18 protein-coding genes are annotated in these 19,242 nt (G+C 61.4%); 14 read left to right on the top strand and 4 right to left on the bottom strand.

The annotated features are described in order from the left end of the window. Nucleotides 1-178 precede the first annotated feature (178 nt). Nucleotides 179-1,432, top strand: a complete 1,254-nt coding sequence (locus tag IPK17_RS12785) for a hypothetical protein (RefSeq protein ID WP_343418077.1) — start codon at nt 179-181, stop codon at nt 1,430-1,432. On the opposite strand, the gene IPK17_RS12780 is transcribed toward IPK17_RS12785, so the two are convergent. The 4 genes from IPK17_RS12780 to IPK17_RS12765 all read right to left on the bottom strand — a co-directional run bounded on the left by IPK17_RS12780 (nt 1,429) and on the right by IPK17_RS12765 (nt 7,077). Then, on the bottom strand, nt 1,429-2,712 hold the full coding sequence (locus IPK17_RS12780; protein WP_343418076.1) for a hypothetical protein: 1,284 nt from the start codon (nt 2,710-2,712) through the stop codon (nt 1,429-1,431). The two genes, IPK17_RS12785 and IPK17_RS12780, sit on opposite strands and share 4 nt — an antisense overlap. Nucleotides 2,713-2,895: 183 nt before the next feature. Then, complete coding sequence (pheT, locus tag IPK17_RS12775; RefSeq protein WP_343418075.1) at nt 2,896-5,445, bottom strand: phenylalanine--tRNA ligase subunit beta; 2,550 nt, start codon at nt 5,443-5,445, stop codon at nt 2,896-2,898. A 207-nt stretch (nt 5,446-5,652) separates the two neighbouring features. Next, nucleotides 5,653-6,039: a potassium channel family protein gene (locus IPK17_RS12770; protein WP_343418074.1), complete on the bottom strand. Its 387-nt coding sequence runs from the start codon at nt 6,037-6,039 to the stop codon at nt 5,653-5,655. Between the two features lie 3 nt (nt 6,040-6,042). Further along, nucleotides 6,043-7,077, bottom strand: coding sequence for a phenylalanine--tRNA ligase subunit alpha (locus IPK17_RS12765; RefSeq protein ID WP_343418073.1), 1,035 nt, complete (start codon nt 7,075-7,077; stop codon nt 6,043-6,045). 450 nt (nt 7,078-7,527) lie between these two features. Here IPK17_RS12765 and IPK17_RS12760 point away from each other — a divergent pair, with 450 nt between their 5' ends. The 13 genes from IPK17_RS12760 to IPK17_RS12700 all read left to right on the top strand — a co-directional run bounded on the left by IPK17_RS12760 (nt 7,528) and on the right by IPK17_RS12700 (nt 18,985). Beyond that, nucleotides 7,528-8,193, top strand: a complete 666-nt coding sequence (locus tag IPK17_RS12760; RefSeq protein WP_343418072.1) for a Type 1 glutamine amidotransferase-like domain-containing protein — start codon at nt 7,528-7,530, stop codon at nt 8,191-8,193. A gap of 711 nt (nt 8,194-8,904) precedes the next feature. Next, nucleotides 8,905-9,120, top strand: a complete 216-nt coding sequence (locus IPK17_RS12755) for a helix-turn-helix domain-containing protein (protein WP_343418071.1) — start codon at nt 8,905-8,907, stop codon at nt 9,118-9,120. A 306-nt stretch (nt 9,121-9,426) separates the two neighbouring features. Continuing rightward, nucleotides 9,427-9,675, top strand: a complete 249-nt coding sequence (locus tag IPK17_RS12750) for a hypothetical protein (RefSeq protein ID WP_343418070.1) — start codon at nt 9,427-9,429, stop codon at nt 9,673-9,675. An 80-nt stretch (nt 9,676-9,755) separates the two neighbouring features. After that, nucleotides 9,756-9,917, top strand: a complete 162-nt coding sequence (locus IPK17_RS12745; RefSeq protein ID WP_343418069.1) for a hypothetical protein — start codon at nt 9,756-9,758, stop codon at nt 9,915-9,917. Nucleotides 9,918-10,624: 707 nt separating this feature from the next. Further along, nucleotides 10,625-11,167 carry an HNH endonuclease gene (locus IPK17_RS12740; protein ID WP_343418068.1) on the top strand — a complete coding sequence of 181 codons (543 nt, stop codon included), beginning with the start codon at nt 10,625-10,627 and terminating at the stop codon, nt 11,165-11,167. 144 nt (nt 11,168-11,311) lie between these two features. Beyond that, nucleotides 11,312-12,316, top strand: coding sequence for an ABC transporter ATP-binding protein (locus IPK17_RS12735; protein ID WP_343418067.1), 1,005 nt, complete (start codon nt 11,312-11,314; stop codon nt 12,314-12,316). 5 nt (nt 12,317-12,321) lie between these two features. Then, nucleotides 12,322-13,656 (top strand): ABC transporter permease, encoded by a 1,335-nt coding sequence (locus IPK17_RS12730; protein ID WP_343418066.1) that lies wholly within the window; start codon nt 12,322-12,324, stop codon nt 13,654-13,656. 9 nt (nt 13,657-13,665) lie between these two features. Further along, nucleotides 13,666-14,925: an ABC transporter permease gene (locus IPK17_RS12725; RefSeq protein WP_343418065.1), complete on the top strand. Its 1,260-nt coding sequence runs from the start codon at nt 13,666-13,668 to the stop codon at nt 14,923-14,925. A 141-nt stretch (nt 14,926-15,066) separates the two neighbouring features. Then, the gene (locus IPK17_RS12720; protein WP_343418064.1) at nt 15,067-15,564 is read left to right on the top strand and encodes a hypothetical protein; all 498 of its coding nucleotides are present in this window, start codon (nt 15,067-15,069) and stop codon (nt 15,562-15,564) included. Continuing rightward, nucleotides 15,561-15,974, top strand: coding sequence for a hypothetical protein (locus tag IPK17_RS12715; protein WP_343418063.1), 414 nt, complete (start codon nt 15,561-15,563; stop codon nt 15,972-15,974). Before IPK17_RS12720 ends, IPK17_RS12715 begins: the two co-directional genes overlap by 4 nt. Nucleotides 15,975-16,042: 68 nt before the next feature. After that, nucleotides 16,043-17,107 (top strand): site-specific DNA-methyltransferase, encoded by a 1,065-nt coding sequence (locus IPK17_RS12710; RefSeq protein WP_343418062.1) that lies wholly within the window; start codon nt 16,043-16,045, stop codon nt 17,105-17,107. A 73-nt stretch (nt 17,108-17,180) separates the two neighbouring features. Beyond that, nucleotides 17,181-18,218 (top strand): bifunctional transcriptional activator/DNA repair enzyme AdaA, encoded by a 1,038-nt coding sequence (locus IPK17_RS12705; RefSeq protein ID WP_343418061.1) that lies wholly within the window; start codon nt 17,181-17,183, stop codon nt 18,216-18,218. Continuing rightward, complete coding sequence (locus IPK17_RS12700; protein WP_343418060.1) at nt 18,215-18,985, top strand: isocitrate lyase/PEP mutase family protein; 771 nt, start codon at nt 18,215-18,217, stop codon at nt 18,983-18,985. Before IPK17_RS12705 ends, IPK17_RS12700 begins: the two co-directional genes overlap by 4 nt. Nucleotides 18,986-19,242: the final 257 nt, after the last annotated feature.

Genomic DNA, 19,242 nt, shown 5'->3' with positions numbered 1-19,242 from the left:
CAGTTCTTCGCGCGTCGTAATGCCCCGCAGCGTGATGCTCCACTCGTGAATCGTGGCGCTGTCCCGGCGGATGCGCGCGACCGCCGCGCGCTCTGCTCAAGAACTCGGACTTCAAAACCTAAGCTGAACCGATCTCCCGTGTTTAGTGTAGATCCCGCTAAAGACGGGGAATATCCTGATGTTACGAAAAATCATCTTTTGCCTGATCCTGCTGGCGGCGTTCCCGGTATTCGCCCAAGAGCGCGTCACGGTACAAACCGACGAGGCGATCACGGCGTGGCGTGAGGATCTGGCGCGACTGGAAAGCGCCATGCAGGAGATCCACCCCAACCTCTACTGGCGGTTTCCTCAGGCGGTCTTTCAGCAAGCCTTCGCCGAACTCGACGCGCAAATTCCGACGCTCACCGACGAGCAGATCAAAACCGGCATCATCCGCCTGGGGGCGTTGGTGGACGGTCACAGTTTTGTTGATCCTTTCCAGCCGGCGATCGGTTTTCACCTGTTTCCGCTGCAGCTCTATCTCTTCGCCGATGGCCTGTACGTGATCGACGCCGACGCCGCCTACGCGCACCTGATCGGCGGGCGGGTGGCGACCATCGGCGAGCTCAGCGCCGAGGACGCGCTCGAACGTCTGCGCCCGGTGGTGAATTCGGAAAATGAGATGTCCGTCCGCTTCGGGCTGCCGCTGTTCGCCATCATTCCGGAAGTGCTGCGCGCACAGGAGATCACGCCGAGCTATACCATCGAGCTGCCAGACGGTGAGCGGCTGTCCATTGCCCCGGAAGCGCAGACGCTGCGCGACTATCTACGCTGGCATCCCGTCCCGCACTGGCTGATCAGTTTGCGGCCGCGTCCCGAACCGCTCCCCATGCGGCATACAGATGAGAACTTTTGGTACACCTATCTCGCCACTGAGGACGCGCTCTATCTCCAGTTCAATCACGTGTCCGGGCGCACACAGTCCGGGCAAAATCTGACGCAGTTTGTGCAAGCGGTCACCGCCGCATACGAAGCGCACTCTCCCCAACAGCTCGTCGTGGATGTGCGCCATAACCTCGGTGGCGACAACATCACCTACGGACCCCTGCTCGACTGGTTGAGCACCGTGCCCACCCGCATCCATGTGATCATCGGGCGCTATACCTTTTCAGCGGCGGTGAACTTCCTCGTGGAGTTGGAACTCCGGGACGCGGACGTGCGCTACGTCGGCGAGCCGACGGGCAGCGGGCCGCGGGTGTATGCCACCGCGCGGACGATCACCCTGCCGAACAGCCGGATCGCGGTCGCCATCTCCGCCCGTGATGATACGATTGCCGCGCCCGGTGATGAGCGGCGCTGGATTGAACCGGACGTGCTGGTTGAACCAACCGCTGCCGACTTCTTCGCCGGAGTCGATGCGGCGCTGGCGGCGATTTTCGCGGAGACAATCTAAGGCGGGGACATGCCAGCCGCCCGGAGCAGTTCATCGCGGGTGGTGATGCCGCGCAGCGTAATGATCCACTCGTGAATCGTGGCGCTGTCCCGGCGGATCGCCGCCACCGCTGCGCCGATGGGATCACCGCCGCCCGCGCCCGCTGATGCCGTTTGATAGCCCCCGTAAAACGCGAAAAATGCTTGATTCAGCTTGCGGAGGTGATAGCCGTTGTCCGCGAAGAAGCGCCGCCGCTCCTCCATGTAGGTTTCGGCTTCGTCAACCTCACCATCCGCCAGCAGTTGATCGACGGTGATGCGCGTTTCGTTCAACTCCGCGCCGAAATCAAACACCGGAGCCGACTCTTCCTGCTCCTCCTCTCCGCTCGGAGAGGGGGTTGGGGGGTGAGGTTCCGGCACCAAATCCGGATAGTAGCGTTCCAGCACCAGCCGCCCGACTTCCTCGCCGAACTGCTGCGCCGTCGACTCGTTGATGATGCGCGCCTCGCCCGCGAAGTCGTAGTTGTAGCCGAGCGGGAAGGCGAACAGGTAGTGATGCAGCCATTCGTGCGCGAAGGTTTCGACGGCAAACTCAATCGACGTGGTTTCGAGGATCATCGCCGGGTACAGCGCGATCCCGCCGAGCGGCACAATCAGCGCGGACACGTCCTGCTCGGTGTCGATGCGCTCTTCAAGCGCGGCCATCGCGTCGACGGGCATGGGGTCGAGGTTGATCGACACGTCAAAGCGGATTTGATCGCGCGGGGAGACGATCAGCAGATTCGGCACGGCGGTGAAGTGCATGGAAACGGGCGGCAGAAGCACCCCGGCGACCGCGAAACCGAGCTCACGCAGCACGGTCGTCACCTGCCGTTCGAGGATCGCCTCGACCAGCGCCTGCCGCCGCGCCAAGTCCGCGCGCAGGGCATCCCGCCGCGTCCGCTGATCCGCGCTGGCCGTTTCGGGATCGGTTACATTCGGATCAGCGTAAATGGCGCTGACTTCGCGTTCCAACCGCTGCGCCGCCGCCAGATCCGCCATGTAGGCGCGCACGGCGTCGGTCTGCGCGCTCTCGGTCAGGTAGGGCGCGACTCCGGCGACCGTCTCGCTCAGCTTGACCGCCAGCGCGTTGACCTCCCAGCCGATGTAGTCGAACTGCTCGTCGCGCGCCATGACGCCAATCGCCGTCCACTGGTCGCCGAGCGGCAGCGTCGAATCGCGCACAAACGTCAGGATGAACGCGATCATCACCGCCCAGAAGACCGCCCGAAACGCCCATTTGAGGATCTGCCGTCGTCGCATGTGGCCTCAACTGATTACACTAAAAGACCAATTTAACCACAGAGAACACAGAGAACACAGAGGAATAGATAAATAAAAACCGCAGAGGGCGCAAAGAACGCAGAGAATTGACTTCTCTGAATCTCTGCTCTGCGCTCTCCGCGGTCTCTGCGGTTCAATGCTTGTAGTTCAGGTTTTTAAGTTTTAGCTGCGCAGCTTCGCGCCGAGTTCGAAGCCCGTCAGCTTGACGATCTTCTCCTGCACCTTCGCGACTTCGCGGTCGGTGAGCGTCTTTTCGTCGGTCTGATAGGTCAGGCTGTAGGCGAGGCTCTTGAAGCCTTCCGGGATTGGATCACCTTCGTACACGTCGAACAGGCGCACGTCCTTGAGCAGATCGCCGCCCGCCTTCACGATCACGCGCTCCACATCAGCAGCGCTCGTCTGCGCTGGAACGATCAGCGCGATGTCCTGCAGCACCGGCGGCGTGATCGGCAGCGGCGCGGTCGGGTACATCGCCCGCGCGAATTCCAGCAGCGCGTCGAGGTCGAACTCCGCCAGCAAGACAGGCGCGGCGGTCAGGTCGAAGCGCGCTGTGACCAGCGGATGCAGTTCGCCGAACGTCCCCAGCGCCACGCCGTTGACGCGCAGCAGCGCCGAGCGCCCCGGATGGAAGGTCGTGTGCTGGCCGCGCTCGAAGGTCACACGGTCGACGTGCAGCCCGCTGAGCAGGCTTTCGACCATGCCCTTGAGGTCGTAGAAGTCATAGTTGGTCGCCTCTTTGACCTGCCACGTCGCCGCTTCGCGCACGCCCGTGATGAGCAGCGACAGGCGGCGCGGCTCGTCGGGCAGCAGTTCGCCCTCGCGCTTGAGGTAGATGTTGCCGATCTCGAACAGCAGTTGGCGCTTCTGGTAGCGGCTGTTGAGCGCCGCCGTCTCGACGATGTTGGTCAGCAGCGACTTGCGCATGACCGCTTTATCCGGCGAAATCGGGTTGGCGAGTTCGACGTAGGGCTGCGCGGGCAGCGACGACTCCGCGGTCGGCGGGACGAGGGCGGCTTCACGTTCGGGCGCGGTCAGGCGATAGTTGATGATCTCCTGGAAGCCGAGCGCTACCAGCAGATCGCGCGTCGCTTCTTCGAGCGTGAGCGACGGGTTGGACCGCTGCGGCGGCATGGCATCGGCGATGATCGTGTTGGCGATGTTGCCGTAACCGTAGATGCGGCAGATTTCTTCGATCAGGTCGGCTTGCCCGACGATGCCCGTCCCGATGTCCATGCGCGTATCCGGCACGCCGACGCTCAGGCTGTCCGCGTGGATCTGCACGGTGAAGCCGCCGCGCATGAGCATCGTCGCCGATTGTTCCAGCGTGAAATCGACGCCGGAGATGCGGCGAATCTCGGTCAGCGGGAGCTGCACGACGACCAGTTCGGGCTGGAGTGGGTAGGCGTCAATCACGCCCTGCGCGACCTGCCCGCCGCCCGTCTGGCGCATCAGCTCAATGCCACGCGACGACCCGCGCAGTGCCCAGCTCGGATGCACGCCGCGGCTGAAGCGGACGCCCGCCTCCGTCCGCATGCCCTGCGTCTGCATGCTGCGGCGAATATTAATGAAGTTCCACGCCGCCGCTTCGAGCAGCACGGTGCGCGTCGCGTCGCTGATTTCGGTGTCCGCGCCGCCCATGATGCCGCCCAAGCCGATCACGCCTGCCGTGTCGCACACGAGGATGTTGTGCGCGTCGAGGTTGCGTTTTGTCCCGTCGAGCGTTTCGAGCGTTTCGCCCGCTTCTGGCAGCCGCGTGATGATGGTCGGCGTCTTGCCGCCTGCGCGTTCGACCAGCTTATCGTAGTCGTAGGCATGCAGCGGCTGGCCGATCTCGAACATGATGTAGTTGGTCACGTCGACAATGTTGTTGATCGGGCGCTGGCCGACGAGCTGCAAGCGGCGCTGCAGCCATTCTGGCGACGGCTTGACAATCGTATCGCGCAGCAGCGTGAACGTGAAGCGCGGGTTCAGTTCCGGCGTGCGGATTTCAATCGCCGCCGTCCCGTCGATGCTCGCGCCCGCCGCCACGAAGTCATACGACGGTTCGCGCAGCGGTTGATCGAGCAGCGCGGCGACTTCGCGCGCGATGCCGAGGATGCTGTAAGCGCGGGCGAGGTTCGGCGTGAGTTCGACTTCCAGCACGATATCGCCAAGCACGTCCTGCAGCGGCGTCCCCGGCGGGAAACCGGGATCCTCGTGCATGATGATGATGCCCTCGTGCTCCTCGGACAGGCCGAGTTCTTTCGCCGAGCACACCATGCACTTGTTCGGAATACCGCGCAAAGGCTTCTCTTTGAGGATCATGCGCTTCAGCTCTTCGCTGTGACCGTCCCAGACTTCCGCGCCTTCCAGCGCGAAGCCCGTCCACAGCGGCGACGCCAGCGGGCCGATGCCCTTATATTCGAACAAGTTGGGCGCGCCCGTCACCGTCTGTTCGAGTTCCGCGCCGCCGTAATCGACCATCGCGATCACGAGGCGGTCGGCGTTGGGGTGCGGCTTGACTTCGCGGATCGCGCCGAGCACGATCTTCTCGCGATCCCACACCAGATGGTCGGACACCGGCTGGCGCACGCCTTCGACGAACTGCTGCGGCAGCCCGTAGTAGTAAATGTGCGCCACTTCCATCCCGGCGACGGTCATGCGTTCGGCCAGCGCTTCCACTGGCACGGTGATATCGACGTATTCTTTCAACCACGAAACGGGTACGAGCATGTGTTTAGCCTTTCAGGCAGTGAACAGTACGAGGCAGTTCGAAAGCCTGGCACACCGGTGTCAGTACCATAGCGTGAAGTCCGTTTGGGACACCCGCCCCGTCCCCGAATTCAGGGAGGGGAGATTTATCCTCCCTTCCCTCTCCCCAACCCCTTGTCCTAAGGCGAGGGGGGAGAATGTTCGTTGCCCCCTCCGGGTGGGGGTAAGTTAGTTGTCATTCTGTCTGCGGCGATCTTCGCCGCCGCGATCTTTCCCGCGCCCGAACAGCCGCAGCGTCGGCTGGTTCTGCGCGACCGCCGTGATGAACCCGGCGAGGATGCCCAACCCGACAAAGATGTACACAATCGTGAACAGCTTGCCCGCGTCGGTCTTGGGCGAGAAATCCCCGTAGCCGACCGTCGTGAGCGTGATCACGCTGAAGTACAGCGCATCGAGCCAGCGCCAGCCTTCGACGTAATGGTAAAACAGCGTCCCGGCCAGCAGAATCAGCCCGACCAGATACACCAGACCGCGCGTTTCCGGGTTGCGGATCAGCGCACGCACCGTCTGCCAGAAGCGCGCCAGCACCATCCACAGCGGGTAGATCAGCGGCATGGGCTAGAACTGCTCCAGGAAGCGCAGATCGTTGCCCCAGTAGTAGCGGATGTCTTTCACGCCGTACTTCAGGTTGATCATGCGCTCCGGCCCCATGCCGAAGGCGAAACCGCTCCACTCGCTCGGGTCGTAGCCGCCATTGCGCAGCACGACCGGATGCATCATGCCGCAGCCCGCGATCTCCAGCCAGCCGCTGTACTTGCACATCTGGCAGCCCTTGCCGCCGCACAGCAAACACTCGACATCCACTTCCATGCTTGGCTCCGTGAACGGGAAGTAGCTCGACCGGAAGCGTACATCTTTATCCGCCCCGAACATGCGCCGCGCAAATTCGGCAATCGTCCCCTTGAGGTCGGTCAGATGGATGTGCTTGCCAATCGCCACGCCTTCGACCTGATGGAACTGAATTTCGCTGCGGACGCTCACCTGCTCGTAGCGGTAGCACATGCCCGGCAGAATCACGCGGATCGGCTGCGTGCCGTTCTCGCCGAACTCGCGCATGGCGTGAATCTGCCCCGGCGAGGTGTGCGTGCGCAAAACCACACCCGGCGTCGTCGTGTGGAACGTATCCCACATATCGCGGGCGGGGTGGTGCGCCGGAATGTTAAGCAGTTCGAAGTTCATCTCGTCCGTCTCGACATCACGGCTGCGATAGACCTGGAAGCCCATCTCCGCCCAGATGGCGTAGAATTCGCGCAGTGTCGTGGTCGACGGGTGCAGCCCGCCGACCGGATGCGCGCGCCCCGGCAGCGTCACGTCGATTTGCCCCTGTTCGAGATCGCGCGCCAGTTCGTGCTCCTTGACCAGCTTTTCGCGATCCGCGTAGGCCGTTTCCAGCGCGCCTTTAACCTCATTGGCGCGCTTGCCAAAGTCGGCGCGTTCCTCTTTCGGCAGCGTCCCGACGCTGCGCACCAGTTCGGTGATCGCGCCCTTCTTGCCGAGATATTTCAGTTCCCACGCGCGCAGCGCATCGCTATCGTTGACCGCGCCCAGTTCTTGCAAGGCTTCCAGATGTGTCGCTTGCAGCTTTTCTTGCATCGCTAACTCCCCAAATAAAAAACGCCCTCGTCCCAGACTTCAGGGACGAGAGCGTTGGATCTCCCGCGGTACCACCCTGCTTGATCGATCCCTACGGATCGACCCGCTTCATTGCGCTGTGACGCCAGCCAGTGCGGAGCGGACTACACAGATACGCCGTGTGCGTATCGTTCACCCGTCAGCGAGCATATCCGCTTTTGGGATATGCGGATCAGGGGAATTTCGGCGGGGACAACCTGCGTCGCTCTCAGTCTACGGCGACCGCTCCCTGTTAAGTTGCTTGACCTGCGTACTTGTCCTGATCAACGCTTCTCAAAGGTATTATGAGCACGGTTGGGCAGGGCTGTCAAGATCGAGCCGCGGCGCGAAATATCCCCATACCCGCATATATAACGTGATATGCGCTTGTGCAGTCGCCTGCACGCTGGCTGCTTGGCAAGGAGAGGAAACATGAAACTTTTGCTCACGTCGGCGGGTATCAAAAATGCCAGTATCCACACCGCGCTGGTCAACCTGCTGGGCAAACCCATTGCCGAGTGCAGTGCGCTCTGCATTCCCACGGGAATCTATGCGCTCCGCAATGGGCCGATCATGGCCTACCAGTTCATCGCTGGACAGGAACCGCGCTGTCCCATGTGCGAACTGGGCTGGAAATCGCTGGGCGTGCTGGAACTGACCGCGCTGCCCAGCCTTAGCAAAGACCTCTGGGTTCCCTTGGTCGAGCAGACCGACGTGCTGCTGGTCAATGGCGGCGATCCGCTGTATCTGGCCTACTGGATGCGTCAGTCCGGGCTGGCTGACCTCTTGCCGTCGCTGAACGGCGTCTACGTGGGACTGAGCGCGGGGAGCATGATCATGACTCCGAACGTTGGGCAGCACTTCGTCGAGTGGACGCCGCCCACAGGCGGCGACGAAGCGTTAGGCGTAGTCGATTTTTCGATCTTCCCACATCTGGATCACGAAATGCTCCCCTACAATACGCTGGCGCATGCCGAACGCTGGGCGACCAGCATCGGGCATGCCGCGTACGCGATTGACGACGAGACCGCGCTGCAAGTCGTCGACGGCCGCGTCGACGTGATCTCGGAAGGCAAGTGGAAACACTTCATGCCCTGACGCCGTCAGTGTCATATGGGGAAATGAGGACGAGGCAGGCCTCATCCCTACGACAACAAATTCGGTTTGCCAAGCGGTGTCGGCGTCTCTCCCTGAATTCGACGTGGGGTTGGGGTGGGGTCGGGTGCGGCGGACGCAATGAATTGCGTCCCTACGAAAACCCATTCCTGCTTGACGGGTGATGTTGCCTCCCCTCCCTGAATTCGGCGAAGGGCCAGGGGTGGGGTTGGACACGGCGGACGCTGAATTGCTGCCCTACGAGAAGAACGTGTTTTGTAGGGACGCGCAACGGCGCGTCCGGTACTCCTCCAAATTGGCGGACGCGCCGTTGGGCGTCCCTACAATTCCCTCGATTGTTAAAGCTGTCCCTCCCTAAATCTAAAGGAGAGGGATTAAGGGGTGGGGTGGCATTACCCCCGCAAAATGCGAGCGTTCTCTCCGACTTTGGACTGATCTTTGCGCCTATGACCCAATATGAGCCATTACAGTTGCTTAAACTCGGAACTGATTGCTTGACATACAGAATAATCCATGATAATCTGTTGCTTGCATGTTAGGCAGAAGAGCCTTCGTGCGTTGTCAACGGTTCAGAACGATTGAGAGCGGGATGCTACAGGCACACCCGAATGTCAAGATTTCGCGTCAACGTCACCGCTAAGTAGCGGTATTGGCGCGTCCCCCGCCGTGAGGCGGTGGAGAAAGCGAGGATCGATGGTTACATCACTCAAACCTAGAATCGAACCCGGAGCAGTGTACTCCCGGCAAGAAGCCGCCGAAGCGCTCGGCATCAGCCTGAGCACGCTCAAGCGGTTGGTGAAGAATGGGCATTTGCGCGTGAGCAAGCCCAATGGTATGCGCCGTGTGTTCATCACCGGCGAAAGCATCCTCGGCATGCTCAACGGGACCATCATCGAGCGGGGTGCCTAAGCCATGATTCTGCGTGCCTTCGCCTTCACCATGCCAGCCCTTGGGTTCCAGGGGACGATTCTGCCTAATCGCATTGGGTCTGCTGCGCGTTTCGCGGATCAGGGCCTAGATGCGGTTGCGGCTGGCGTGCGTGTGTGGAACACGGTCAGCGCGCTGGGTTACGGAGAATCAGGACAGTCATACGCGAAGGGAGCTAGCCTCGGCTAGACTACCCTCACCCGAAATACTAGGGTTCCTGCAAAGGGCGTGAGACTGTGAAGCAAAGTCTCACGCCCTTTTTATTTGCGAACTAATGGAGAGGTACCAATGACGCCTCAACCCAATTTACAACTGCTCTACAACGAGTCTCGGCTTTCGACCCTTCTGGATGCGCTCGATGAGCTGCACAGCGCCGCAAGCGACGGGGATGTCCGCGCCGTCACCACACTCAGCAACGCGGAATTGATCGGCTGGCTGCGCGAAGTCATCTACACGGCGCGCGAAACGATGGACGAGATCGAAGAGCACAACAGCCAGCGCGAAGTGGGGTTGAGCCTGGTACGCAAATCGTCGTAACGGGCACGAAACATCGGGGACGCAAGTCCGACGAGCACCATAGTCAACGAATGAGCAAGCGAACGACGAGGAACAACCTCATGAACTTTAGTCAAAAAGACGTACTGTTGTCGAAGAATCATCGGCGCGACCTAGAACGTCAAGCAGCGCAGGAAAGACTGGCACGTGAGAGTCGGCAGACTAAGCCGACCAGCCAGAAGCGCTCGACGCCGCTCTGGGCGCGGTTGTGGTCGCTGTTCTAGAACGTACAGAACGAGCGAATCGGTAGAAAGGCTAGTTCGACATGTGTGACAAAGACAATCCAGCGGGTTACATCACCTTCGGCTAACCGACCGATCGCTCTCAGCGTAAGGTCGGGGATGCCCCACGACCTTACCGAATAACCGAATTGAAACGTGAAGACCTTCCGGGCGAGATTTATTGTTAGCAAGCAACCTGGGTACTGCAAGACCGGAACACTGATGTACTGGTAAGTCCAAAGCGAGGAACCTGGCGCGGCATGGGGGTGTTGGCGGGTTCCTCGTTTTGATCCCGCCGTTGGCGGATACATGTAGGGACGCGCTTCGCCCGGACAGCCAGGGCGCCCTAGACGCGTTGCCGTCGGCAGATTTGTTGTCTCCCTCCCCGATCGGGGAGGGCCGGGGGTCCCAACACCTCTCCCGCCCACCGCAAAATTGCCGAGGATGGGGATCCGTGGTCGGCGGATGGCCAGAAGGCCGTCCCTACGAAAACCACTTTTGGCGGGCGAACGCTGCTGACTCCCTTCCGAAATTCGGGGGTGGAAACGTGTGCGCGTGTTAAAACCGAGGTGAGGCGTGCCTCATATTTAACATTCGCGTGGGCTATTTTAAACCTGTGTGAACGATTGTAATCCGTTTCACGCGGGTTTCGGCAATGTGTGTATAATGGAAAGTGTTGTGCAAAAAATCACGGATGCTAGAGGTGAAGCGTGTCTGGCGGTGTTCATGGGCGGGTGCTGCTGCTCAACGGAAGAACGTGTGAGCCGCTGTCTGTGATCTCGATCCCCAGGGCGATCAATCTGCTGCTCGCAGAAAAAGCTCTGGTTATCGAGCAGACGGGGGAGTTTTTGCGGACGGTCGGGGATAAGTACCCGATTCCTTCAGTCATTGCGCTGCGAGCCTACATCAATGTACCACGGCGGCGGGCGCACTGGAGTCGGCGGGGGGTGCTGGTGCGGGATAACTACACTTGCATCTATTGTCAGGTGCAGCCGGGCGGCATGATCAAGGGCAAAATGCTCTCCAAAACCGATTTCACGGTCGATCACATCATCCCCAAGTCGCGCGGCGGCAAAGACGTGTGGACGAACACGGCCTGCGCGTGCTACCACTGCAACCACCGCAAGGGTGATCGCCTGCCGCATGAGGCGGCCATGAAGCTGGCGTGGGAACCCAAGACGCCGCGCACCAGCTATCTGGTCATCGCCATAGGCAGTGGCCCGGAAGCGTGGAAACGCTACATCGAATACTAGCACCACCCGTAACCCCGAATGTCTTTCAGCAGAGGTGCAAACCTCTGTTTTTTATCCCCCAACCCGGCACAACTTTCGCCTGTCATATAACGTATATAAGTTAAATTCTTCACATAGTCTCAGGGGTATGCTATGCAGCAGAATATGGTCCAAGTAAACGATCTCGCTAAGTCGTTCAAGCGGCAGAACGGCGAGACCGTCTTCGCCGTCAAAGGTGTGAGCTTCACCATTGGCAAAGGCGAAATCTTCAGTCTGCTCGGGCCGAACGGCGCGGGCAAAACGACCACAATTTCGATGATCAGCGGCCTCCTCACCCCCACCCGCGGCGATGCTACCATCGGCGGCTATTCGATCACCAAACAACCGCTGCAAGCGAAGAACCTGCTCGGCGTGGTGCCGCAGGAAATCGCGCTCTATCTCGCGCTCAGCGCGCGCCAAAACCTCGAATTCTTCGGCAAGATGTACGGACTCGGCGGTGCGGAACTCAAGAAGCGCGTCGACGAAGTCCTCGACTTCATCGACCTGACCGACCGCCAGCACGATAAGGTCGAAACGTTTTCCGGTGGCATGAAGCGCCGCGTCAACATCGGCGTGGGGCTGCTGCATCGCCCGCAGTTGATCTACATGGACGAGCCGACCGTCGGCATCGATCCGCAGAACCGCCGCCGCGTGCTCGACACGGTGCTGCGTCTGCGCCAAGAGATGGGCATGACCGTGCTCTACACGTCACACCTGATGGAAGAAGTGCAGGAGATCAGCGACCGGGTGGCGATTGTCGACCACGGCGAGATCATTGCGGTCGGCACGGTCGGTGAGTTGATCCAGAAGATCGGTGAGGAAGACCGCCTGATCTTCAACGTCGGCGCGCAGCTCGTGCCGGAGACGCTGCTCAGGAAAATCACCGCGGAGATCCCCGGCGTCACCACCGCGGAATACCAACGCCACGACATCCCCGAAGGCACGGTGACCGACTCGCTGGAAATCGGCTCGGGCGAGATCGTGGTCATGGCTAAGCGCGGGCGCAAGGCGCTCCCACAGATCATCCAGATGGCCGACGAGGCCGGGATCAACGTGGTGTCGGTGTCGGTGCGTGAGCCTGACCTCGAAGCCGTGTTCCTCGCGCTGACCGGCCGCGCGCTGCGGGATTGACGACAATGAGCAAAATTCTGGCGTTAATCTGGAAAGAACTGTACACGACGTACACCGACCGCAACCTGCTGCTGATCATGGTCGTCACGCCGCTGGCGCTGGCGACGATCATCGGCACGGCGTTCAGCGGTTTCTTTGGCGGCGGCAGCGATGCGCCGATTCGCGATATTCCGGTCGCGCTCGTCAATCTCGACGCCGGGGTCGAGCAGAACGGACAGGCGGTCAATAACGGCGACATCATTGTCGATCTGCTCGTGCCGCCGGCTGATGCTTCCGCCGAAACCCTCGAAGACAACGTGCTGTTCCAGTTGACCAATGCTGTTGAACTGACGGATGCGGACGCCGCGCGCGCGGGCGTCGACGATGGCACGTATGCCGCCGCGATCATCATCCCGGCCGATTTCAGCGCGCAGGTCAGCTACGGGCAGAACGACCCGATCCAGCCGACGACCATCGAACTCTATGCCAGCAGCGCGCGCCCCACCTCGGCGAGCGTGCTGGAAGCGATCGTCCAGAACATCACCAACACGATCGCCACGGGCAACATCACGATTCAGTCGACCATCGACGAATTGATCGCCCGCGCCCAAAGCGACCCGGCCTTCGGGCTGCGCTTCGGCCTGGCGAGTTCAACCGGGACGTTCGCGCCGGATTTCACGCCCGCCTTTGACCCCGCCAACAACCCGCTGCGCATCGAACAGCAGACGGTCACGGGCGAGGCACAGCGCTTCAACCCGCTCGTGCTGTTCGGTTCAGCGCAGGCCATCTTCTTCATGATGTTCACCGCCATTGGCAGCGCGACCGGGCTGCTCGAAGAACGGCGCGACGGCACGCTGCAACGGCAGCTCGTCTCGCCGACGGCGCGCCTCACGCTGTTGGTGGGCAAGTTCATCGGCGTGTTCCTCAACTGCTTGGTGCAGGTGGCGCTGCTCGCGCTCGCCTTGACGCTGGTCGGCAGCCTGCTCGAAGGGCAGTTCCGCTTCATCTGGGGGGACAATCTGTTCTTAGTAGCGCTCACGCTGATCACGGTGGCGCTGGCGACGGGCGGCATCGGCACGTTCGTCGTGTCGCTGGTCAAGACGCCGGAACAGGCGAACATCCTCAGTGGTGTGATCGGCTTGCTGTTTGGAGTGCTGGGTGGCGCCTTTTTCAGCATCGACAATGTGCCCGTGCTCAATCAGGTGCGCGTCATCACGCCGAATTACTGGGGCGTGGATGCGTTCACCCAGTTGGCGCTCAATCAGGGCGGCATCGAGATCAACCTGATTATGCTGACGCTGATCGGCGCGATCTTCTTCATTGCGGGCGTGACGATTTTCAACCGTCGTCTGGAAGTGTGAGGTTCGACTATGAATAAACTCTGGCACATTGCCCGCAATGACCTGCGCCTGATCTTCAAAGAGAAGGACATCTGGATCAACCTCGTGGTGATCCCGCTGGTGCTCTCGTATGTGATTGGCATTGCGAGCGGCTCGATGGGCGGCGCGCAGACCACGCCCACCCTCGTGATCGATGTCTTCGACGCCGATCAGAGCGCCCTTTCCGCCGATTTCCTGAATCAAGTCCGTGCCACGTATACGGACGTTGTCCTCTGCCCGATGGACCAGACCGAAGCCGATGCCTGCCGTCTGGAAGGGGCGGAACTCACGCCCGAACTGGCGCAGACGCGCCTGGAGGACAAGGTCACGCTGGCACAGCTTGAAATCCCGGCGGGCTTCGCGAGTCAGATCGCCGCGGGGGAGACCGTCAGCGTGATCTACCGCTCGAATGAGACCGCCGCCGCCCCGAGCTACATTTTGCAGGCGGTGCAGTCGGTCACGCAGAAGCTCGGCGGCGCGCTGACGGCGGCGCGGGTCGGCACCGATATCGCCCTTGCGCTGGATGCCGAGCAATTCGCCGATGACCCGACCTTTGGCGCGGACGTCCGCGCCCGTGCTGCGGAAGTTTGGGCGACGAACCCGATCACCATCAACCGAATTGATTCGACCGCTTACGTCGACAGTCAGCCGTCGGCGGCACAGCAGGGCTTCGGGCAGTCCGTCCCCGGCATGGCGTCGATGTACGTGATGTTCGCCATTTTCCCGGCGGTGACGGCCATTTTGCTCGAACGTAAGCAGTGGACGCTTCAGCGCCTGACGACCATGCCCGTGAGCCGTGCGCAAATTCTCGGCGGCAAACTGCTGGCGCGCTTCATCGTCGGCATGATCCAATATGTGATCGTGTTCGCGTTCGGGGCGGTGCTCGGCGTGCAGTACGGGAATGACCTGCTGGCGCTGGTCCTGATCATGATCAGCTTTGTGCTGTGCATCACCGCGCTGACGCTGGCGCTCACCACGCTGATCAAGAATATTCAGCAGGCCAACGGGATCACGCTGTTCCTCACGCTGACGCTCGCGCCGTTGGGCGGCGCGTGGTGGTCGCTGGAGATCGTCCCCGCGTTTATGAAGACGCTCGGTCACATCTCCCCGGTTGCCTGGGCGATGGACGGTTACACGTCGCTGCTGTTCTTTGGCGGCAACCTGAGCACCGTCCTGCCGTCGATTGGCGTGCTGCTGGGCTTGGCAGCCGTATTCTTCACCTTCGGCGTCTTCCGCTTCAAGTTTGATTGAGTGAAGAAAATCTAACCACAGAGAACAAGGAGAACACAGAGAAATTGATGAATGACTCCTCAGTGCTCTCTGTGTTCTCTGTGGTTCATATCTTTTTATGGTATCCTGTTTATATCAATTGTAATGAACAGGAGCCAAAGCATGACGACGTATGGGATTCTCGTAGTCGCTCCCGATTGGCAGGATCAGACCAGCGCGCCGCTCGACAAAGCGACCGTGCTGCATGACCACGCCGCCTTTGTCAGCGGCACGCACGCGCTGATCTATGTGAAAGAGCCCGTTGACGCCATCGTCGCCGAGGCCATCTTCGTGGGCGAGGTGCGCGAAGTCGATACCGCGCCGCCCGGCGCGCGGCTTGCACCTCCGGTCGCGGAGACCGCTGCCCGCACGGAACGCGGCCTGAATGTCACCAGTACACCGGACAACCCGCCCGCGACGCCGGAAACGCAGCCGAGCTACGGCATCAACTACCGGGTGCCGCTCGAAGTGACGCGCCCCCGCCCACTGACCACGCCGATCCCCCTGAGCCAGATGCAGACGATCCTCGGCGCGCGTTTCGCCATCACCGATGACGAATGGATTTCGCTGTCGGAAGCCGACTATCACGCGCTCGTCGAGGTGTGGGAGGGCGGACAATGATTCTGTATGCGCTCAAAGTGGTGCCGCCCGAGTGGACGGAGCACATGCCGCTTCCCTTCACGCAGGCCGAACATGAGCAGTGGCGCGACCAGATCCAGAACGGGACGCGGGTGCTGATCTTCAAAGGCGCGCCCGTCGACCAATTGATCGGCGAAGGCGAGGTGCATGGTTTCTTCGTGCAGCCGCACCGCTGGGCATCCGCGGCGACGGATGGTTTACCTGCCGCGCTGGCGCAAGCCGATTATCTGCTGCCGCTCGGGATGCTCTACATTCGGCAATCGCCCGAATCGAAGATTTCGCTGAGCGGCGTGCGCAGCGCGCTCGACGATCCCGCTTTTCCGCGCGCCCCGCTCGAATGGCGGGTGCTCAGCCTCGAACAGTATCAGCGGTTGCTTCAGGAATTTCCGTAAGCCCTCCCTACGGTATAATAAACAGGCGTCCGGCGTGACGCCTGTTCGTTGTACTTAAGGAAAGACCGATGCTCCCGCTCAACCAGATCATTCAGGGCGACTGTGTGAACGTGCTGGCGACGCTCCCCGAAGCCAGCGTCGATCTGATCTTTGCCGATCCACCTTATAACATGCAGCTTCAACAAGACCTGTTTCGCCCGAATCTGACTAAAGTCGATGCGGTCGACGACGAGTGGGATCAATTTGTCGACCTCGCGCAGTACGACGCCTTCACCCGCGCCTGGTTGAGCGCGTGCCGCCGTGTGCTCAAGCCGAGCGGTACGCTGTGGGTGATCGGGTCGTATCACAATATCTACCGCGTCGGCGCGATCCTCATGGATTTGGGCTACTGGATCATCAATGACCTGCTGTGGGTCAAGAGCAACCCCACGCCGAACTTTCGCGGGGTGCGCTTCACCAACGCGCACGAAACGCTGATCTGGGCGAAGAAAGACGCCAAAGCACGCTACACCTTCAACTATCACACGATGAAGCGCATGAACGGCGGCAAGCAGATGCGCAGCGACTGGCACCTGCCGATTTGCAACGGGGCGGAGCGGATTCGCGTCAACGGCTTGAAGGCGCACTCGACGCAGAAGCCGGAAGCGCTGCTTGAACGGGTGATTTTGTCCTCGTCGCAGCCGGGCGACGTCGTGCTCGATCCGTTTTTCGGCACGGGGACGACGGGCGCGGTCGCCCAGCGCTTAGGCCGCCAGTGGATTGGTATTGAGCGCGAAGCCGACTACATCCGCGTGGCGACCGATCGGATCGCGGCGGTGACGCCGGAAGCCGATGCCGTCGCCCCGGATACGGAAGGGCGCAACGCGCCGCGCGTGCCGTTCAGCCGCCTCGTCGATGAGGGGCTGCTCGGTCTCGGGCAAACGCTCGTGTTCGACCGCGACGAGGAGTACATCGGCTTCATCCAGCCGGAAGGTAAGGTGCAGTACAAAGATCGGCGCGGCTCAATTCACCAGATCGCCAAGCTGATCACGGGCGCGCCGTGCAACGGGTGGGAACGCTGGTACTACACCAACGAACGCGGCGAACTCGCGCCGATTGACGATCTCCGGCGCAAGCTGCGCGGAGGAAAATAGCTGCGCGAAAATCGGCGGCGGAGCCTGCCTGCCTTCCCTATAATAGAAACTGCGGTTGAAATGGGGGTAGGTTATGCTGGGTTTGCCCGAAGAATACTATCAGGCTTTGCTGGACAAAAATGCCGACTATGACGGCGTGTTCTACGTTGGCGTAACCACCACCGGGGTGTTTTGCCGCGTCACTTGTACCGCGCGCAAACCCAAGTTTGAGCACTGCCAGTTCTACCCTTCGACTCAGGCGGCGCTGGACGCGGGTTTTCGCCCGTGCAAACGCTGCCATCCGTTGGAGACCGAGACGCCCGCCTTCGTCCAGCAGTTAATCGACGCGGTCGACGCGGAGCCCGAGCGCAAGTGGCGTGCCGCCGATTTCCAGCCGTTCCATACCGACGCCTCGACCGTGCGCCGCCACTTCAAACGGCGCTTCGGCCTGACGTTCGCCGAATACGTGCGGGCGCGGCGCATGGGCTTGGCCGTGGTTCAGTTGCAGGCGGGCGCAGCCGTGATCGACGCGCAAATCGCCTCTGGCTACGAGTCTGGCAGCGGCTTTCGCGACGCATTCGCGCGCCTCATCGGTGCGCCGCCCACTGGGGCCGCGGCCCGCTGTCTGCTGTATACCCACTGGTTTGAAACGCGCCTTGGCCTGATGCTCGCCGTTGGCGATGAAGAACACCTGCTTCTACTGGAATTCGCCCACCGCCGCCGCCTCGAACGCGAGATCGCGTGGCTGCGGCGCAAAACCGGCGCGGCACTCGTCCCCGGCAGCACCGCGCCGCTGCGCAGCATTGAAGCCGAACTGCGCGCCTACTTCGCGGGGCAACTCCGTGGTTTCTCCACACCCATCCGCCAGATCGGATCACCGTTTCAGATGACCGTCTGGAGCGCGCTGCAAACCATTCCCTACGGGGAAACCGTCACATACAGCGCCATTGCTGCCCATATAGCTAAACCAACCGCGGTGCGAGCAGTCGGCAGCGCCAACGGCGCGAACCCGTTAGCGATCATCGTGCCCTGCCATCGCGTGATCGGCGCGGACGGCGCTCTCACAGGTTATGGCGGCGGCCTGCCCCGCAAACGCTGGTTACTCAATCATGAACAGGAGAATCTACGGTGAATCAAAGCGAACGCGCCCAACTTTTCGCTCGTCTGCATGTCAAAGGCGATCCGCTGGTGCTGTTCAACGTGTGGGACGCGGGGAGCGCCAAAGCCGTCGAGTCGATTGGCGCGAAGGCGCTGGCGACCGGGAGCTGGTCAGTCGCCGCAGCGGACGGCTATGTCGACGCCGAATCCATACCGCTCGATACGCTGCTGGCGAACCTGCGCCGCATCGTCGCCTGTGTGACGCTGCCCGTCTCGCTCGATTTCGAAGGCGGCTATGCGCGCCAGCCCGCTGATCTGCAAGCCAACATCACGCAGATCATTGAAGCCGGGGCGATTGGCATCAACTTTGAAGATCAGATCGTCGGCGGGGAAGGTCTCTACAGCGTTGAAGAACAGGTGACGCGCATCGCCGCGCTCCGGCAGGCCGCCGATCAGCTTGGCGTGCCGCTGTTCATCAACGCGCGCACCGACATCTTCCTGCAAGCGCCACCGGAACAGCACAGCGAGGCGCATTTAGAGGCGGCGATCCGCCGCGCCCACGCTTATGCCGAGGCGGGCGGCAGCGGGTTCTTCGCGCCCGGTCTCGCGGATGCCGCCCGCATTGAGCGGCTGTGCGCGGAGTCGCCGCTGCCGGTGAACATCATGTTCCTGCCGTATGCGCCCGCGCCGCGCCAGCTCGCCGAATTGGGCGTCGCGCGCATCAGCTACGGCCCGCGCCCCTATCGCCTCGTGATCGAAGCGCTCAAAGAGGCCGGGCGTAAGGCGTTGGCGTTGGAGTAGAGGATTAGGCCAGAAGGTTACTAAAAAGGCATTTTGTGACACCCCTCACCCTGCTGGCTGCGCCAGCCGTCCCTCTCCCACGTAAACGGGGAGAGGAGAGACGTTGCGCGTGATGTTGGCTCCCCTCCCTGAATTCGGGGAGGGGTCGGGGGTGGGGTCTGAAAGGGTAGATGCGATTCAAACGCTGTGCTGGGACTATCGTAGGGACGAGGCATGCCTCGTCCTCATTTTCTGCAGAAGGGTTCAGAGGACAAGGC

This window comes from Candidatus Flexifilum breve (assembly GCF_016713355.1).
Note: the sequence above shows the minus strand (reverse complement) of the source record. Positions and strands in the feature narration are given on the sequence as shown.

Bases quoted from the DNA above. Each gene is read 5' to 3' on its own strand.
- IPK17_RS12785 (WP_343418077.1), top strand. From the start codon at position 179: ATGTTACGAAAAATCATCTTTTGCCTGATCCTGCTGGCGGCGTTCCCG.
- IPK17_RS12780 (WP_343418076.1), bottom strand. From the start codon at position 2,712: ATGCGACGACGGCAGATCCTCAAATGGGCGTTTCGGGCGGTCTTCTGG.
- pheT (WP_343418075.1), bottom strand. From the start codon at position 5,445: ATGCTCGTACCCGTTTCGTGGTTGAAAGAATACGTCGATATCACCGTG.
- IPK17_RS12770 (WP_343418074.1), bottom strand. From the start codon at position 6,039: ATGCCGCTGATCTACCCGCTGTGGATGGTGCTGGCGCGCTTCTGGCAG.
- IPK17_RS12765 (WP_343418073.1), bottom strand. From the start codon at position 7,077: ATGCAAGAAAAGCTGCAAGCGACACATCTGGAAGCCTTGCAAGAACTG.
- IPK17_RS12760 (WP_343418072.1), top strand. From the start codon at position 7,528: ATGAAACTTTTGCTCACGTCGGCGGGTATCAAAAATGCCAGTATCCAC.
- IPK17_RS12755 (WP_343418071.1), top strand. From the start codon at position 8,905: ATGGTTACATCACTCAAACCTAGAATCGAACCCGGAGCAGTGTACTCC.
- IPK17_RS12750 (WP_343418070.1), top strand. From the start codon at position 9,427: ATGACGCCTCAACCCAATTTACAACTGCTCTACAACGAGTCTCGGCTT.
- IPK17_RS12745 (WP_343418069.1), top strand. From the start codon at position 9,756: ATGAACTTTAGTCAAAAAGACGTACTGTTGTCGAAGAATCATCGGCGC.
- IPK17_RS12735 (WP_343418067.1), top strand. From the start codon at position 11,312: ATGGTCCAAGTAAACGATCTCGCTAAGTCGTTCAAGCGGCAGAACGGC.
- IPK17_RS12730 (WP_343418066.1), top strand. From the start codon at position 12,322: ATGAGCAAAATTCTGGCGTTAATCTGGAAAGAACTGTACACGACGTAC.
- IPK17_RS12725 (WP_343418065.1), top strand. From the start codon at position 13,666: ATGAATAAACTCTGGCACATTGCCCGCAATGACCTGCGCCTGATCTTC.
- IPK17_RS12720 (WP_343418064.1), top strand. From the start codon at position 15,067: ATGACGACGTATGGGATTCTCGTAGTCGCTCCCGATTGGCAGGATCAG.
- IPK17_RS12715 (WP_343418063.1), top strand. From the start codon at position 15,561: ATGATTCTGTATGCGCTCAAAGTGGTGCCGCCCGAGTGGACGGAGCAC.
- IPK17_RS12710 (WP_343418062.1), top strand. From the start codon at position 16,043: ATGCTCCCGCTCAACCAGATCATTCAGGGCGACTGTGTGAACGTGCTG.
- IPK17_RS12705 (WP_343418061.1), top strand. From the start codon at position 17,181: ATGCTGGGTTTGCCCGAAGAATACTATCAGGCTTTGCTGGACAAAAAT.